This is a genomic window from Pseudarthrobacter sp. SSS035 (assembly GCF_023273875.1).
Taxonomy (GTDB): domain Bacteria; phylum Actinomycetota; class Actinomycetes; order Actinomycetales; family Micrococcaceae; genus Arthrobacter.
In genome coordinates this window covers 1,224,453-1,240,003 of the sequence record NZ_CP096882.1, presented here as the reverse complement: position 1 = coordinate 1,240,003, position 15,551 = coordinate 1,224,453, and the positions used below count along the sequence as shown (strand labels likewise).

The following is a 15,551-nucleotide window of genomic DNA, read 5'->3' as shown; positions in this document are numbered from 1 at the left end:
AGAATGTCGTGACAGTGCTAATACAGCCGGCGTCCCGCACAACTTTCGTTGCGCGAACCGTACGCCGAGCGAACCACTACGAATGGAATCCCCCATGCCTTCCCCCTCAGGCCCTGACGCCCAGCCCATCGCCGACTCCGCCCGGACGGCGCCGAAATTCGCATCAATCGGTTCGCCGTACTTCGGCATCATGCTGGCGTTTATGGCCGTGGTGCTGATCCTGTCCAACATCGGGGCGTCCAAGGGCGTCGCGATCGGTCCGATCATCACGGACGGCGGGTTTTTCCTGTTCCCGCTCGCCTACATCCTGGGCGACGTCATCAGCGAGGTCTACGGTTTCAAGGTGGCGCGCAAGGCCATTTTCACCACCTTCGCACTGTCCGTCTTCGCCTCTGTTTGCTACTGGGTGATCATCGCCCTGCCCGGCTTTGATGACGAGTTCGGCACGTCCAAGCAGGCCGCCCTTGAGGGGGCCCTTGGTCCGGTGCCGCAGATTGTGCTCGCCTCGCTGTTGGCATTCCTGGCCGGCCAGACCATTAACTCGTGGATCCTGGTGAAGATGAAGGCCCGCTCCGGGGAGAAGTCCCTCTGGGCGCGGCTGATGGGTTCCTCCGGCGCCGGCGAGTTCGTGGACACCCTGATTTTCTGCAGCATCGCCGCCTCCGTCATCGGCATCACGGACTTCGGCACGTTCCTGAACTACGTGGTGGTGGGCTTTGTTTACAAGACGCTGGTGGAGTTCCTGTTTGTGCCGGTGACGTCCCTCGTGATCGGCTGGATCAAGAAGCGCGAACCGAGCTACGGGGTCTGAGCGGCCATCCCCGGGCCGCCATTTCGACGGTTCCCTGCGCAGACGATGTTCGCAGTCATCGAGTGGGCAGGGAACCCTCGAAACGGCGCGGAGGACGACGGCGGGACGCAGGGAAGGCGAGCGGGCAGCGAGCCGGGCCGGCGCTTAGCGGTAGTACTGCGCCAGGGTCTCGGCCTTGAACTCGAAGAAACGGCCAGACTCGATGGCCAGCCGGGCATCGTCCACCATCTTCACTACGAAGCGCTCGTTGTGGATGGAGATTAGGGTGGCCGAGACCATCTCCTTGGCCTTGAACAGGTGGTGGATGTAGGCCCGCGAGTAGTTGGCGCAGGCGTAGCAGTCGCAGCCGTCCTGGAGCGGGCCGAAGTCGCGCTTGTACTTGGCGCCGGAGAGGTTGAAGCGGCCGGCTGGCGTGTAGAACGCGGAGTTGCGGGCAACGCGGGTGGGGGACACACAGTCGAAGGTATCCGCGCCGTTCTCGATCGCGGTGAAGATATCGTCCGGCTCGGAGATGCCCAGCAGGTGCCGCGGCTTGTCCTCCGGCAGCTCCTCGTTGCACCAGCGCACAATCGTGCCCAGGTTTTCCTTCTCCAGCGCCCCGCCGATGCCGTAGCCGTCGAAGTCCATGGCGCCAAGGTCCCGGCAGGCTTTCCGGCGCAGGTCCTCATACTGGGCACCCTGGATCACGCCAAAGAGGGCCTGGTACGGCTTCCCCACTCGGGACGTGGTCAGCCGGAAATGCTCCTCCAGGCAGCGCAGGGCCCACAGCCGCGTGCGCTCGAGCGATTCCTCCTGGTAGCCGCGGGAGTTCTGCAGCGTGGTCAGCTCGTCGAACGCGAACGTGATGTCCGCGCCGATCTGGTGCTGGACCTGCATCGAAATTTCGGGGGAGAACCGGTGGCGGTCGCCGTTGAGATGCGATTTGAACCAGACACCGTCGTCGTCAATATGCGCCAGGCGTTCCTTGCCCGGAGCCACGGCGTCGTCCGGTCCGGAGGTGTCCACCGACTTCATGTCGATGACCTTCTTGAACCCGGACCCCAGGCTCATCACCTGGAACCCGCCGGAATCCGTGAACGTCGGCCCGGACCAGTTCATAAACGCGCCCAGCCCGCCGGCCTCGTCCAGGATGTCCGCCCCGGGCTGGAGGTATAGGTGGTAGGCGTTGGCCAGGAGCGCCTGCGCACCGAGGTCCGCCATGGATTCCGGCAGGACGGACTTCACCGTGGCCTTGGTCCCGACGGCGATGAACGCCGGGGTGCGGATCTCGCCATGCGGAGTGGTGATGGTCCCCGTGCGGCCCAGGAATTCGCCGCCGTTGGCAGCTGCCTGCGCAGCCGACGGCGCACAGCTGTCAGCAAACCGGGTGCCAACGGTGAAGGAGAACTGCGACTGGTCGGCTGCAGCGGCGGAGCCGGCCGCCGGTGCGACGGGATCAGCTGTGGCGGCCGAAACGGAGACGGATGGCGCGGGGGCGGGGTTGGCTGGCACGGTTCCAGTGTGCCAGCAAACGCCGCCGATCCCTCAGTGGGCCGCTTCCGATGTGGGGTAGTTCTCAGCCCGCCAACTGTCCCAGAGCGAATGGATGGAGTCCTTTTTGTGGGCACCCAGATCGAACGTCGAGGCGATCGCCATGGCGCCGCCGTGGGGCCTCACACCTTCAATGACTGGCTGGTCCGCCACGATCAGCAGGCCGTCGCCGTGCTCTGCATAGCTGTGGACGGTGAGCCCTACCTGGTGGTTGCTGCGGAACCAGACCTTCCCGGTGATCTCCTCCCCTGTGGACAGCTTCAGCCCGTACGTCTCACCCGGCGCAGGCACGTCCGACAAGCCCAGCTTTTCGATGGCGGAAGCCGGCTCGTTGGGAAATTCGAAGAACAACGTGTGCCGCTTGCCGTGCGGGTGGTGTTCCAGCGCGAAGCGGAGTTGCTGCAGGAACGTCAGCCAGCCCTGGGTGATGTCCTCGTCCCAGGCCGCCCACTCGGAGTTGTGGTCCAGGGCTGCCCGCGTGACACTGACCAGCGTCCCGGCGGACACCGGTTTCAAGTCGAAAACGTCGCCGCCGTTGGTGGTCAGGCTGGTGTGGTCCGGGGCTTCAACGACGTTGCTGCTGAAGTAGATCCCGTCAATCTCATCCGCCAGTTCGTCAGCCTCCCAGCCGTGCCACTGGGCAACTTTGGCCGGTTCACGCAGCATGGTCCAGACCTGCGGCGCATCAGCATTTATCACCACGCTCAGATTGTTCGTCATAGCCCGAATCTACAACCCCGGCGCAGCCCCGGGTAGGGGGCAATTCCCCCACCCCGACGGCTTAGGCCCGGACGGCCTCGAGTTCGTTGCTGATCCGGCGCTGGAGTTCGCCGACGCCGATCGTCTCGGACCCGCCGTGTGCGCGCAGGAACAGCAGGGATTCGAGGCGCAGCAGCCGCCACTCCCGCTCGGCCTCGTGGTTGGAGTTGTCGATCGAGCGGAAGATCTCTTTGTCGTACAGGTTGGGTTCGTTCAGCGAACGCTGGCGCACCTTGGCGTTCATCCGCGCCTTGAACGGGTCCGTTTCCTGGTTTTCCGGCAAACGCAGCAGCTTTTCATAGACGTCGGCGCGCTCCTCCTGCCGGTCCTGGCGGCAGATGAAGCTGGACAACGCCAGCGACGCCTCCACGGACGCCCAGCGGCCCGGGTTGCCGTCGAACGGGAGGACGTTGAGCAGGTCCGCCACGGTGAGCGCCCCGTCCGGATCCTTGAGCGTGATGAACAGCTCGTGGGCGAGGTCGCTGAGGTCCTTGAGGCAGCTGCCGGACTTGAAGTTGATGCCCTTGGCCAGCTTGTCCGCCAGCAGCAGCACCCCAACGGCGTCCGGGTGGGCTTCCGCGGCAGCCTCCACCACCGCTTCGGGTGTGCCCTGCGGCGCCGGAATCAGCGCCAGTTCTTCCGCGGACGGGCCGCTCACCGCGGGCGGGATGGCCGGCGGGGGAGGTACGACGACGGCGGGAGCCGCCGGGGCTGCCCCCGCTTCGCCGGTGTGCTGGGGTTGTTCGGCAGGGGGTTGCGCCGCGACCGTAAGCTGCGTGACGGCGTCGGGCGTTGTGTCCTGAACGGGGGTGTCCTGAACTGTGGTGTCCGGAACCGTGATGACCCGGACTGTTGTGTCCAGGATCTTTACGGTGGAGCCGGCTGCGATGCGGAGGGTGCCGCCGCCGGTGAGGTTTGCCAGGACCACCGCAGGGGTCCCGAAATCATCCGGTTCAAACTCCACGTGCTGGATTTCGGCGGTGCGTTCACCGTCGGGGAGGAGGAGCTGATCGCCGGTGGTCAGAGATCCAGCCTGCTGTTCGCTGTAGTGCCTGGCGGCTGGGGTTTCGGTCATGGGAGTCCTTAAGTTCTCTTGCGGTCCGCCCTACAGTCTACAAAGCGGGGCCCCGGAAGTCGGGGACGCCGGGGAACCCGCGGGCGTCAGTGACCCACGCCCGCAAAGGCCAGCGCCTGGCGGACCAGGGCGCCGCGGCCGCCGCTGAATTCGAGCTGGACGTCGGGGCTTAGCACTTCCGCCGGGGTCATCCAGGTCAGTTCCAGGGCGTCCTGGCGGGGTTCGCATTCGCCGGTCACGGGAATGACATACGCCAGGGACACGGCGTGTTGGCGGTCATCGGTGAAGCCGGTCTGGGACGGGGCCGGGAAGTACTCGGCCACCGTGAAGGGGACCGGGCTGATGGGGAGCTGCGGAAAGGCGAGCGGCCCCAGGTCCTTTTCCATATGGCGCAGGAGTGCGGCGCGGATGGTCTCGCGGTAGATCACGCGGCCCGATACCAGCGACCGGATCATGTTCCCGTCCTCGTCGGCCTGGAGCAGCGTGCCGACCTCGTTCACAAAACCCAGCGGATCCAGCCTCACCGGCACGGCCTCCACATAGATCATGGGGAGCCTCCCGCGGGCCTCAAAGAGGTCTTCTTCGGAGAGCCAGCCGGGATTGGGGTCAGGAGTGCGAACGTTCATGGTTAAGTTCTACCCCATCGGACGGCTGAGGACCGCTGGGAGGTGAGCTATCAGCGTAAAGCCTCGTCCAAAGCGCCGGAATCTCACCCCTCGGCCGGCCCATATTCGGGCCAGTTCACGCCCGGACCGGGCTCGCCTTAAGAGCGGATCACGGCGCGGCGCGGCGCTGTGAGATCCACAGGGTGGGCGGGACATGCGGTGCTGCGGTGTCTTCCGGGGCGGGGCTTGCGGCTCCTGAGGCGGCGTCGGGGTTGGCCACGTGCAGGGTCCGGCCGAAGGCTTCCTCGGTTTCGCTGACGTCCAGCCCGGCGGCGGTGAGCCGGTCGCGCAAGGCGCCCAGATCGCCGTCGTACTCAAATCCCAGGCCGGACCGCGGCGGCCCCGATGCCGGCCGCACCATCAGCACCCCGCCGTTCTTGGCGGTAAAGTCGGCGGTTTCGTCGGCGTCCGGGACGGGGCGGAACCTGGCGCCGATGTCCTGCAGCGTCACGGCGGCGGCGCCGGGATCCTCCGTAAACCAGACCCCGACGACGGTCAGCGCCGGATCAGCGTCAGCCGCGTTCGCCTCCCGGGCGCCTTTGTCCGCCAGGAAGCTGAAGCCGTCCCGGCCGGTGATGCGGCACGACTCGCCGTGGTCGGCGGCGATGAGCTCGGCGACCGTGTTCCCGGATTCCTCCGCGGCCAGGGCGGTGCGCCGGGCGAATTCCGCCAGATCGCCCACCTCCACGCCCAAGGCAGTGGTGCCGTCGTCCGTGGCGCCGGCGTCGGCCACATGCAGGGCCAGCCGGCCGGAACCGGCGTCGAACTCCCGCCACGGGCCGTCATCGACGGTCTTGGCCAGGCCCAGGGCAGTCAGGAGCTGTTCCCAACTGTCCGGCAGGGAGGTGAAATGGACGGGTCTGACACGCAGCATTGGTTCCTCCTCGAAACCAGGACAGGTCGGCTACCGCCATCATGCCACTTCCTGCAGAAGGCGGGCAGAATAGTGCCATGGCCATCGAACTCGAGGAACTGCTGGTAGCGGACGCGGCGGAGTGGCGGCTATGGCTGGAACAGCACCATGCCACGAGCCCCGGCGTGTGGCTGGTGCTGCATAAGAAGGGCGGCAACACCACTGAACTGGACTACGAAGCCGCGCTGCAGGAGGCGCTGTGCTTTGGCTGGATCGACGGGCAGGGCAAACGGCGCGACGACGACAGCTCCTTCCAGCGGATGACCCGCCGCGGCCCGAAGAGCGTCTGGTCGGCGCGGAATGTGGACCGCATCGGGAAGCTCGAGTCTGCCGGCCGGATGACTGCAGCCGGCCGCGCGGCGGTCGACGCCGCCAAGGCGGACGGGCGCTGGGAAGCGGCCTATGTGGGGCAGGCGACGGCGGAAGTCCCGCCGGATCTGGCCGCCGCCATCGCTGCCGTCCCCGCTGCCCAGGCCATGTTCGACGTCCTTACCTCCGTGAACCGGTATGCCCTGATTTACCGGACGAATTCCGTGAAGCAGGCGTCCACGAGGGAACGGAAAATCGCCGGCTTTGTGGAGATGCTGGCCCGGGGCGAGGCACCGTATCCGCAGAAGAAGAAGCCCGCCGGAGGCTAATAGGGTCGGATTTCGACAGGCTCAATCACCGGGAACTGCCGGCGGATTTCGACGGGCTCAATCACCGGTGCGGGACGGGCTCAATCACAGGCGGGGTCCACCGGGAAGGCGACGGCTTCGCCCACCACCCGCAGGCAGAGTTCCATGCCCGGCCGGGCAATGGAGGCGTTCCAGTGGCGGATGGTGATGACTTCGCCGCCGCCGGGGTAGCGGTGGTCGGTGCGGTCGGCCAGTTCTGGTGGCACAGAGAGTTTGAGGCGCACGGTGGTTTCCGGCCCGAAGTAGTCGGTGTCCACCACCACGCCGCGGATGGGGCCATCCTCGGCAATGCGGATCTGTTCCGGACGCAGCATCAGCTGGACCCGGCCCTGGGCAGGCGGGCGGCGCACCGGAATTCCGCCCAGTGAGCACGTGGCCAGCGAGCCTTCCATCCAGGCGTCCAGGATGACGGCGTCGCCCAGGAATTCCGCTGTGGCGCGGTCGGCGGGGCGGGTGTAAACCACAAACGGGTTGCCGATCTGGGCCAGCTTGCCGCCGCGCATCACGGCCACCTGGTCCGCGAAGGACAGGGCCTCGGCCTGGTCGTGGGTGACCAGGATGGTGGTGACGCCGGCTTTGTTGAGAACCTTGGCCACGGCCCTCCGGGTGGCCACGCGCAGGCCAGCGTCCAAGGCGGAAAAGGGCTCGTCCAGCAGCATCAGTTCAGGCTCGCGGGCCAGGGCGCGGGCCAGGGCCACACGTTGCTGTTGACCGCCGGAGAGCTGGTGTGGCCGCCGCTTGGCCATGGCGGCGTCCAGCGAGACCATGTCCAGCAGCTCGCTGATCCGGCCCGCCGCCCCGCGGCGGCCACCCGCCAGCTTGGCCGTGTCCAGGCCGAACGCGATGTTCTGGCCCACCGTCAGATGCGGGAAAAGCGCCCCGTCCTGGGCCACGTACCCCACCTGGCGCCTGTGCGCAGGCAACCATACGCCGTCGCCCGCCACCTTGGTGCCGTTGAGCGAGATGCTGCCGGTGGCTGGGTGTTCAAAGCCCGCGATCAGCCGCAGCAGGGTGGTTTTGCCCGAGCCGGAGGGCCCCACAATGGCGGTGGTGCCCCCCTTGGCCACGGACAGGTTGACGCCTCTGAGGACGGCCTGGGACGCAAAGTTCTTGGTGACGTCTGCAATCTGCAGGTGGCTGTTGGTGGAGGGAGCCACGGACGGCGCGATCCGCGGTTCCGGAAGCCTGGAGGGGGATTGTTCGGTCACTGTCCGGCCACTTTCTTGGACTGCTGGAAGAGAAGATAAGTCATGGGTGCAGAGAGCAGGATCATCAGCAAGGCGTAGGGGGCGGCGCCGGCGTAGTCGATCTCGCTGCTCTTGCTCCAGAACTCGGTGGCAAGCGTGCGGGTCCCGTTCGGGGAGAGCAGGAGCGTGGCGGTGAGCTCGTTGGCTATGGCCAGGAACACCAGGGCCGCGCCACCCGCCGCCGCCGGAGCGGTCAGCCGCAGCGTGACGCGGATGAAGGCCAGCAACGGCGGTTTGCCCAGGGACTGTGCAGCTTCGTCGAGTTCCTTGGGGGCTTGGGACAGGCCGGCGCGGAGGGTGACCAGCGCCCGCGGCAGGAACAGCAGGACGTAGGCGGCCACCAGGACTCCGGCTGTTTGATAGACACCGGGGACCAGCCGGATGCTGACGGTGACGAACGCGAGGCCCACCACAATCCCGGGCAGGGAACTGGTGACGTAGTTGGAGAGTTCCAGGGACTTGCTGAACCAGCTGGGGTGCCGCACGGCAAGGAATGCCATGGGGAATGCGACGGCGGTTGTCACCACCGCGCCGGCCAGGCCGTAGCCGAGCGTGGTCAGGAGGGCCGGAGCGAACTCGTCAGCCGCCCAGATTGCAGAACCGCCCGCGACGATCCAGCGCAGGACGAAGAACACCGGCAACCCGAAGGCCAGTCCCGTCAGGACCAGCAGGGACAGCTGCGCCGGGACCTGGTACGCGTGCAGCGGCAGGCGCAGGGCCCTGGCCTGGGCGCCGGATCCAACGCGGGCATAGCGGGCCGTGCCCCGGCCGCGGACCTCCACCACCAGCAGGATCAGACAGAAAAACACCAGAACACTGGCCAGCATGTTGCCGGCGGTGCCGTTGAACGTGGACTGGTACTGGACCATGATCGCGGTGGTGAACGTGTCGAACCGGATCATCGCGAACGCACCGTATTCAGCGAGCAGGTGCAGGGACACCAGGAGGGCGCCGCCGGTCATGGCGACCCTGAGCTGGGGGAGAACAACCCGGAAAAAGACCCGCCAGTTGCCGAGGCCCAGTGAGGCAGCCGACTGTTCGATGGCAGGGTCCAGGCGGCCGAGGGTTGCCGCGGCGGGGATGTACACCAGCGGGAAATACGAAAGCGTGGCGATGAGGACCCCGGAGCCCAGCCCGGCCAGGGACGGGACCGCCGAGACCCACGCGTAACTGTTCACAAACGCGGGGATGGCCAGCGGTGCCGCCAGCAGCACTGCCCAGATTTTGTGGCCGCGGAGTTTGGTCCGCTCCACCAGCCAAGCACCGCCCACGCCCAGGACGAGGCTCAGCGGAACAGTGAACACCACCAGCAGCACGGTGTTGAGCAGGAGCTCGCCCACCCGCGGCCGGAAGATCAGTTCGACGGCGGCGTCCCACCCGGTTGTCGCCGTCATGTACACGACGTAGCCCAGGGGTACCAGGGAAAACAAGGCGATCAGCACTGCCAGGATGGACACCGCAGGAACGCCGAAAGGCGGGCGGGGGCTGGTGCCCCGGCCCGCCGTCGTCGTGCCCCCCGCTGCCGGGGGAGCCGATAGATCAGTGGTCACTGAATTACAGGAGTCCTGCCTTGGTCATCAGCTCGCTGACCGTCGTGGAGTTCAGCTTGGCCGGGTCAACGGTGGGCGCCTGGAGTTCCTTGAGCGGAACCAGCTTGTCGTTGGCCGGGACGTCGGAAGCTATGGCGTATTCGAAGGAGGTGCCGTCCTTGAGGACTTCCTGACCCTGCTTGCCGGTGATGAACTTCAGGAAGGCCTGCGCATCTGCTGCCTTCTTGGAGGACTTCAGCACGCCACCGCCGGATACGGAGACAAACGCGCCCGGATCCTGGTTCTTGAAGTAGTGGCTGGCCACGTTCTTGGAGTTCTCGCCGGTCTTGGCCTGGTCGCCGTAGTAGTAGTAGTGGTAGATCAGCGCGGCGTCGATTTCACCGGCGTTGACTGCCTTCATGGCGGTGCTGTTGCCTTTGTAAGCCTTGAAGTTTTCCTTCATGCCCTTGAGCCATTCCTCGGTAGCTGCCTCGCCCTTGAGCTCGAGCAGCGCGGCGACGATGGCCTGGAAGTCGGCACCGGACGGCGATGCAGCCCACTTGCCCTTCCACTCCGGCGTGGCCAGGTCCAGCATGGACTTGGGCAGCTTGTCTTCGCTGATCTTGTTCTTGTCGTACACCAAGACGGTGGAGCGGGCGGCGATGCCCGTCCACTTGTTGGTGCTCGGGCGGAACTCGGCCGGAACCTGCTCGACGGTGGCCTTGTCGACGTCGGCAAACAGGCCGGCGTTCTCAACCTGCGCCATTGCAGGGGAGTTTTCGGTGAGGAAAACGTCAGCCGGGGAGGCTGCGCCTTCCTGGACGATCTGGTTGGACAGTTCGGTGTCCGATCCCTGGCGCATGGTGACCTTGATGCCGGTCTCCTTGGTGAAGGCCTCGATCCATTCTTTGGTCAGGCTCTCGTGCTGCGCGTTGTAGACCGTGATGCCATCGCCGGAAACCTGGCCGTCTGCGGACGGGGAGACGGTGGCTGCAGGGGACGTGCTGCCGCCACAGGCGGTCAGTCCGAGGGCTGCGGTGGCGGCGAGTGCGATGCCGGCCAGGGCGCTGTTGCGGATCTTCATCGGGGCTACTTTCTGGGAAAAAGTCTGGCGGACCGTCGGTCCCGGCGAGCCCGGAGTTAGGGTTGGCTCACTCGTGAAACTGTAGGTTAGCCAAACCTAAGACACCAAGCGGCACGGCCCTTAAGTGATCAGGATCACATGCATTACGGAACTGTTGCGTGCCCTAATTCATTCGTGGCTTTTGTGGATGGCCGCTGCGGCCTCCAGCGCCATCCAGGCCTGCAGCTGGGTGGAAAGTTCGACGGCGGCACCTGGCGGGTAGGTTGTGTCCGCCGGTTGTGCCGCGTGGATGGAGAACAGGACGCTCTCAGCCGTGGCTGATGCCGCTCCGCGGCCGGCCGGCCGGCGGCCCGCCCAGAAGGCTTCGGCAGTAGCTGTCACGAGCTCCTTCGCGGTGTTCCGGGCGGACTCCGGGAGCCGGGCATCGACGGCCGCGAGTGCCAGGTACCGGCAGAGAATCCCGGTGAAGAGTCCGCCGTCGCCCGTTCCATCGCAGCGGAGGATGCGCTGCCCCGGTACGGTGAGCCGGTTGGCGACCGCGTCCACCAGTGCCGCGGCCCTGGCGAAGTTGGCGTCGCCGCCGAGCTCCAGGAAGGCTCCCAGTACGGGGCCTTGGTTGTAGGTGTAGAGGGTGTTCTCCACCATCAATTCGCCGGCCGGGCTGAGCCGCGCCCCGTCAACATAGAGGCCCCGGGCCTCGTCAAACAGCACGGCATTGAGCCAGTCCACCAACCGCTGCGCCTTGGCTTGCTGGCCTGTCCGGGCGTAGTAGAGCGCCACGGGGGCGGTGGCCGGCGTGTTCTTGAAGTCGCGGTTTTTGCTCCAGAAGGTCCCGCCGCCCAGGTCATCGGTGGAGGCGGAATCGAACTGCAGGGTCAGCGTCTTGCGGACTCTGGCGTTGCGGCGGTGTCCGGGTTTGCGCGTCTCCTCGGCAAGGCTTTGCAGGCGGTGCGTCGCAAGCGCCAGCCAGGCCATGTCGTCGTAGTAGTTGTTGACGAGGGTGAAGGCGTTGCGCAGCCGGATGCCCGTGACCAGCCTGGACGCGAGCCTGCCGGCGCTGGGGTGGTGCGGGCTGTTGAACCTTGCGGCGGGGGTGGCTCCGTTGCCCAGTTCGCGGCGTCCGGCATCCACCAGGCAGTCCACGTAGTGCGCCTGCCACCAGTAGTGCCACGGGTGGAGGAGGTTCTTCACGTGGTGTGACGGCCATTGCACGGCGGCCAGGTGTGTTCCCGGCAGGAACAGCAGCCGCCGGCCGAAGAGTCCGGTGACGGAGCGGGCTGCCACGTTGGCCCGGTCCTGCCAGTGGGCAGGTTCTGCATCCGGCATGGTCATCCGTTCAGCCTAGTGGGTGCGGCCCGCAGGATTTTCAGTTAACATGCACTAACTAATGTTCCGCGCCGGTCTTATGGTGTTGGGGCCGCATCAAGGAGGATGTATGGACGTCTTGGGTACTGTCGCGCTGATTACGGGTGGGGCTTCCGGGCTGGGCGCTGCCACAGCGAAGCGCCTGTTCGACGCCGGCGCCTCGGTGGTGCTGATCGACCTGCCGTCCTCTGCCGGGGAGGCCTACGCCGCCGAGCTCAACGCCTCGGCGCTGAACGCCGCCGGCGGTTCGGGCGGCGGGTCGGGGGCACAAGCGGCCTTTGTCCCCGCAGACGTCACCAACGAAGCTGAGGTGCAGGCCGCCGTCGACACCGCTGTGGCGCTGGGACCCCTGCGCATTGTTGTGAACTGCGCCGGCGTCGCCACCCCGGGCAAGGTCCTGGGCCGGGACGGCGTCCTTCCGCTGGACACGTTCAACCGCGTCATACAGGTCAACCTCATCGGGACTTTCAACGTGCTGCGCCTGGCCGCCGCGGCCATGGTTGCCACCGAACCGGTCAGCACTGAGTTGGGCGGCCCCGAGCGCGGCGTCATTATCAACACCGCCTCCGTGGCAGCTTTCGACGGGCAGATCGGCCAGCCCGCCTACGCCGCTTCCAAGGGCGCCGTCGCCGCCATGACGCTGCCGCTGGCTCGTGAGCTGGCCCGCTCCTTGGTGCGGGTGGTGACCATCGCCCCGGGCATCTTCGAAACACCCATGATGGCAACCCTCCCGCAGGACGCGCAGGATTCGCTGGGCCGGCAGGTCCCGCACCCGTCGCGCCTTGGCCGGCCCGCCGAATACGCCAGTCTGGTGGCCCACATCGTGGAAAATGCGATGATCAACGGCGAAACCATCCGGCTCGACGGTGCCATCCGAATGGGGCCGAAATGACGGAGTTGCCCACCGCCGATTTTTTCGCGTTCGAGTCCCTCCTCAGCTCGAAGGAGCGGGCCAAACTGGCCGAGCTGCGGGAGTTCCTGGCCACGGAGATCGCCCCCTACGCGTCGGACTGGTGGAACAAGGCGGAGTTCCCGGCGCACATCCTGCCCAAGCTCGCCGCGCTGGAGCTGAGCACGCCGGCGCAGCGCGGCTACAGCAACCTCTTCGCCGGACTGGTCATCGCAGAGATGACGCGCGTGGACACCTCGATCGCCACATTTTTCCTGGTCCACCACGACCTTTTTGTGGAGTCGCTCTACGGTTTCGGTTCGGCCGGCCAGAAAGAGCGGCTGCTTGCGGACGCCTCAAGCCTGCGCATCACGGGCGCCTTCGCGCTCACCGAACCCGGCCACGGTTCCGACGTTGCCGGCGGGATGGAAACGAGTGCCCGGCGCATCTCCAGCGCAACGGGAGAGCCCGACGACGACGGCGACGCGTGGGTGCTCAACGGCGCCAAGCGCTGGATCGGGAACGGGACGTTCTGCGACTACATGCTCGTCTGGGCCAAGGACGAGGCCGTGGCTGCCAACGGGCAGGGCACGGTCCGAGGGTTCATCGTTGATGCTTCCTTGCCGGGCGTGAGCCGGAGCCGGATCGAGAACAAGATTGCGCTCCGGACCGTGCAGAACGCGGACATTGTGCTTAAGGATGTCCAGGTCGCCGAGGCCGACCGATTCGCCGGCATCAGCAGTTTCGAGGACACCAACCAGCTCCTGCGCGGCTCGCGGATCATGGTGGGGTGGCAGGCGGTTGGGCAGCAGCTGGCGGCGTTCGACGTCGCCCGGCAGTACGCCGTCGAACGCCACCAGTTCGGCCGGCCGCTGGCGAAATTCCAGCTCATCCAGCAGCAGCTGGTCACCATGCTGGGCAACGCCGTAGCCAGCATGGCCATGATGGCGCGCATTGCCCAGCTGCAGGACGACGGCGTGGCGGACATGCCGCAGGTGGCCCTCGCCAAGTCCTACACCAGCGCCCGGATGCGCGAGACAGTGGCGCTGGGCCGGTCCCTCCTGGGCGGCAACGGCATCGTGACCGACTACAGGATGGCCAAGATCTTCGCCGACGCCGAGGCCATCTACACCTACGAGGGCTCGTTCGAAATCAACACGCTCATTGTGGGCCGGGCGGTCACCGGCGTCTCCGCGATCGTCTGACCCCGGCCCCGCAGGCAGCGCGAACTGGCAGGTAATACCCTCAAAACGCGACTTTGAGGGTATTACTTGCCAGTTCGCGCTCAGTCGGTGAGCATCGGGTCCTTCTCGCCGGCTTCGATCCGGTAGTCCATGCTGTTGTTCTTCACGGGCATAGGGCAGGTCCCGAACGGGGAGAAGGCGCTGGGGTAGTTGATGGCGCGGTTGAAGTCCAGAACCACGGAGCCATCCGGCCTGGGCCGTGCCGTGGAAACCTTCCGCCAGTCGTCAGTCGAGTCGCCATTGGTCTCGTCGTGGAACGTGACGGTGAGCGCGCCGAGCTTCTCCTCCTCCGCCTGCAGGTGGAACTCGTGGTCGATGCCCGGCAGCCGGAAAACGACCTCGCCCACCGAATAATGGACGCCGTCCACCAACGGATTGGCCGTTCCGATCGGGACGGCCACCGGTTCCGGATACGCCTCGTAGGCGGCCTCAATCACGAGGTCCGGGTTGTAATCGAAGGTCGGCACGCCGTCGAACTCCGTCAGCACCGGCGAGCCGGAATCGCGGGTCCGGATGGCGTACCGGTCCGCGCGCATGGCGAGTTCCACCACTACCTGCTGCCCGTCCGCGCCGCCGAACTGCACCCACATCAGGGATTCCTCGTTGGCGAGGGCGGCGGTAATGGTCCCGTCAACGGGCTCGCCCGTTTCCACCAGCGTCAGGCCGTCCTGCGCCGCAGCGGTGAGCGCCGCCGTCGTGCCGTCCGTTGACCAGAGGCCGGGGGCGAGGTCGACGGCCGTGGGTCGGGATTCCAGCCACTGGAAGGAGGTGAGCGTCAGCCAGCCGTGGCGGGTGGCGAGGGCCTTGTTCCGGTTCGTGCGGAAACGCTGCCAGCGTTCCAGCTGCGCGGTTGCGGTGGTGTCCATGTGTCCATTCCACCACGGACCTCGCGCCGCGTTGCTGCAGCAGACCTTGTCTTGCAGGCGGCGGAGAGTAACGTCGGAGGCGACGGAACCTCGTTCCGGACTCCCACGGCTGACCTTGGAGGAACCATGAAAATCGCGGTCCTGGGCACGGGTTTCGCAGGCCGGACCCTCGCGGGCGCGTTGTCCGCGCTGGGACACGACGTGGTGGTGGGCACCCGCGACCCGGGAGGGACTCTCGCCCGCAGCGCGCCGGACGCCATGGGCACGCCACCTTTCAGCGAATGGCACGTAGCCAACCAGCACATAGCCCTGGAAACGTTTGCGGAGGCCGCAGCCGGGGCGGAACTGGTACTCAATGCAACGAACGGAGCGGGCGCACTCAGCGCCCTCGGTGCCGCGGGTTCGGCCAACCTGTCGGGGAAAGTTGTGGTGGACGTTTCCAACCCGCTCGACTTCTCCCAGGGCATGCCGCCGGTCCTGAACCCGGTCAACACGGACAGCAATGCCGAACGGATCCAGCACGCGTTCCCGGAGGCGCGGGTGGTCAAAACCCTCAACACCATGAACGCCGGGCTGATGGTTGACCCCGGACGGCTGAGCGGCGGGGACCACTCGGTGTTTGTCTCCGGCGACGACGCCGGTGCCAAGAACACCGTGACGGCGCTCCTGCAGGAGCTGGGCCACCGCGATATTATTGACCTCGGAGACATCACCACCGCCCGCGGAGCGGAGATGATGCTCCCGGTGTGGCTGCGCCTGTGGTCGGTGTTGGGGACTCCGGATTTCAATTTCAAGATCGTCCGCTGAAGTCCAGCGCGGCAGGGGCGGCGACCGGCGCAATATCTGAGACGGATTCCGCCTTCGCCATCCCGTGCAGGTAGCATCGATAGCTAGTAA

The 15,551-nt window shown here is 66.5% G+C and carries 15 protein-coding genes; 5 read left to right on the top strand and 10 right to left on the bottom strand.

The genetic code is table 11. The features are described from left to right. The first annotated feature begins 94 nt into the window (after window positions 1–94). Entirely contained in the window at window positions 95–811 is a 717-nt protein-coding gene (locus tag MUN23_RS05580) for a queuosine precursor transporter (RefSeq protein WP_248762900.1), read from the top strand. Between the two features lie 144 nt (window positions 812–955). Here the strand turns inward: MUN23_RS05580 and tgt are convergent, their stop codons facing one another. The 5 genes from tgt to MUN23_RS05555 form a co-directional block, all read right to left on the bottom strand. Next, window positions 956–2,302, bottom strand: a complete 1,347-nt coding sequence (gene tgt / locus MUN23_RS05575; RefSeq protein WP_248762898.1) for a tRNA guanosine(34) transglycosylase Tgt — start codon at window positions 2,300–2,302, stop codon at window positions 956–958. 33 nt (window positions 2,303–2,335) lie between these two features. Continuing rightward, window positions 2,336–3,061: an SRPBCC domain-containing protein gene (locus MUN23_RS05570; RefSeq protein WP_248762896.1), complete on the bottom strand. Its 726-nt coding sequence runs from the start codon at window positions 3,059–3,061 to the stop codon at window positions 2,336–2,338. Window positions 3,062–3,122: 61 nt separating this feature from the next. After that, complete coding sequence (locus MUN23_RS05565; protein WP_248762894.1) at window positions 3,123–4,175, bottom strand: DUF6707 family protein; 1,053 nt, start codon at window positions 4,173–4,175, stop codon at window positions 3,123–3,125. 86 nt (window positions 4,176–4,261) lie between these two features. After that, window positions 4,262–4,801, bottom strand: coding sequence for an NUDIX hydrolase family protein (locus MUN23_RS05560; protein ID WP_056349560.1), 540 nt, complete (start codon window positions 4,799–4,801; stop codon window positions 4,262–4,264). A gap of 148 nt (window positions 4,802–4,949) precedes the next feature. Beyond that, window positions 4,950–5,714: a VOC family protein gene (locus tag MUN23_RS05555; protein ID WP_248762892.1), complete on the bottom strand. Its 765-nt coding sequence runs from the start codon at window positions 5,712–5,714 to the stop codon at window positions 4,950–4,952. 77 nt (window positions 5,715–5,791) lie between these two features. Here MUN23_RS05555 and MUN23_RS05550 point away from each other — a divergent pair, with 77 nt between their 5' ends. Then, the gene (locus MUN23_RS05550) at window positions 5,792–6,391 is read left to right on the top strand and encodes a YdeI family protein (protein WP_248762890.1); all 600 of its coding nucleotides are present in this window, start codon (window positions 5,792–5,794) and stop codon (window positions 6,389–6,391) included. A gap of 80 nt (window positions 6,392–6,471) precedes the next feature. Here MUN23_RS05550 and MUN23_RS05545 read toward each other — a convergent pair whose 3' ends face one another. The 4 genes from MUN23_RS05545 to MUN23_RS05530 all read right to left on the bottom strand — a co-directional run bounded on the left by MUN23_RS05545 (window position 6,472) and on the right by MUN23_RS05530 (window position 11,622). Further along, entirely contained in the window at window positions 6,472–7,638 is a 1,167-nt protein-coding gene (locus MUN23_RS05545; RefSeq protein WP_248762889.1) for an ABC transporter ATP-binding protein, read from the bottom strand. Further along, window positions 7,635–9,227 (bottom strand): iron ABC transporter permease, encoded by a 1,593-nt coding sequence (locus MUN23_RS05540; protein ID WP_248762887.1) that lies wholly within the window; start codon window positions 9,225–9,227, stop codon window positions 7,635–7,637. The genes MUN23_RS05545 and MUN23_RS05540 overlap by 4 nt, the downstream gene beginning before the upstream one ends. A 4-nt stretch (window positions 9,228–9,231) precedes the next feature. Further along, entirely contained in the window at window positions 9,232–10,290 is a 1,059-nt protein-coding gene (locus MUN23_RS05535; protein ID WP_248762885.1) for an iron ABC transporter substrate-binding protein, read from the bottom strand. A gap of 168 nt (window positions 10,291–10,458) precedes the next feature. Further along, window positions 10,459–11,622, bottom strand: coding sequence for a glycoside hydrolase family 76 protein (locus MUN23_RS05530; RefSeq protein ID WP_248762883.1), 1,164 nt, complete (start codon window positions 11,620–11,622; stop codon window positions 10,459–10,461). 103 nt (window positions 11,623–11,725) lie between these two features. Here MUN23_RS05530 and MUN23_RS05525 point away from each other — a divergent pair, with 103 nt between their 5' ends. Together MUN23_RS05525 and MUN23_RS05520 are read left to right on the top strand one after the other, a co-directional pair. Then, window positions 11,726–12,547: an SDR family NAD(P)-dependent oxidoreductase gene (locus MUN23_RS05525; RefSeq protein ID WP_248762881.1), complete on the top strand. Its 822-nt coding sequence runs from the start codon at window positions 11,726–11,728 to the stop codon at window positions 12,545–12,547. Continuing rightward, window positions 12,544–13,749 (top strand): acyl-CoA dehydrogenase family protein, encoded by a 1,206-nt coding sequence (locus tag MUN23_RS05520; protein ID WP_248762875.1) that lies wholly within the window; start codon window positions 12,544–12,546, stop codon window positions 13,747–13,749. Before MUN23_RS05525 ends, MUN23_RS05520 begins: the two co-directional genes overlap by 4 nt. An 80-nt stretch (window positions 13,750–13,829) precedes the next feature. Here MUN23_RS05520 and MUN23_RS05515 read toward each other — a convergent pair whose 3' ends face one another. Continuing rightward, the gene (locus tag MUN23_RS05515) at window positions 13,830–14,654 is read right to left on the bottom strand and encodes a DUF1684 domain-containing protein (RefSeq protein ID WP_248762873.1); all 825 of its coding nucleotides are present in this window, start codon (window positions 14,652–14,654) and stop codon (window positions 13,830–13,832) included. Between the two features lie 126 nt (window positions 14,655–14,780). On the opposite strand from MUN23_RS05515, the gene MUN23_RS05510 reads away from it, so the two are divergent. Next, complete coding sequence (locus MUN23_RS05510) at window positions 14,781–15,461, top strand: NADPH-dependent F420 reductase (protein WP_248762871.1); 681 nt, start codon at window positions 14,781–14,783, stop codon at window positions 15,459–15,461. The last annotated feature ends 90 nt before the right edge of the window (window positions 15,462–15,551 follow it).

What these genes read in the sequence shown, in the direction of transcription:
- MUN23_RS05580 (WP_248762900.1), top strand. Translation starts at nt 95, where the DNA reads ATGCCTTCCCCCTCAGGCCCTGACGCCCAGCCCATCGCCGACTCCGCC.
- MUN23_RS05570 (WP_248762896.1), bottom strand. Translation starts at nt 3,061, where the DNA reads ATGACGAACAATCTGAGCGTGGTGATAAATGCTGATGCGCCGCAGGTC.
- MUN23_RS05565 (WP_248762894.1), bottom strand. Translation starts at nt 4,175, where the DNA reads ATGACCGAAACCCCAGCCGCCAGGCACTACAGCGAACAGCAGGCTGGA.
- MUN23_RS05560 (WP_056349560.1), bottom strand. Translation starts at nt 4,801, where the DNA reads ATGAACGTTCGCACTCCTGACCCCAATCCCGGCTGGCTCTCCGAAGAA.
- MUN23_RS05555 (WP_248762892.1), bottom strand. Translation starts at nt 5,714, where the DNA reads ATGCTGCGTGTCAGACCCGTCCATTTCACCTCCCTGCCGGACAGTTGG.
- MUN23_RS05550 (WP_248762890.1), top strand. Translation starts at nt 5,792, where the DNA reads ATGGCCATCGAACTCGAGGAACTGCTGGTAGCGGACGCGGCGGAGTGG.
- MUN23_RS05535 (WP_248762885.1), bottom strand. Translation starts at nt 10,290, where the DNA reads ATGAAGATCCGCAACAGCGCCCTGGCCGGCATCGCACTCGCCGCCACC.
- MUN23_RS05530 (WP_248762883.1), bottom strand. Translation starts at nt 11,622, where the DNA reads ATGACCATGCCGGATGCAGAACCTGCCCACTGGCAGGACCGGGCCAAC.
- MUN23_RS05525 (WP_248762881.1), top strand. Translation starts at nt 11,726, where the DNA reads ATGGACGTCTTGGGTACTGTCGCGCTGATTACGGGTGGGGCTTCCGGG.
- MUN23_RS05520 (WP_248762875.1), top strand. Translation starts at nt 12,544, where the DNA reads ATGACGGAGTTGCCCACCGCCGATTTTTTCGCGTTCGAGTCCCTCCTC.
- MUN23_RS05515 (WP_248762873.1), bottom strand. Translation starts at nt 14,654, where the DNA reads ATGGACACCACCGCAACCGCGCAGCTGGAACGCTGGCAGCGTTTCCGC.
- MUN23_RS05510 (WP_248762871.1), top strand. Translation starts at nt 14,781, where the DNA reads ATGAAAATCGCGGTCCTGGGCACGGGTTTCGCAGGCCGGACCCTCGCG.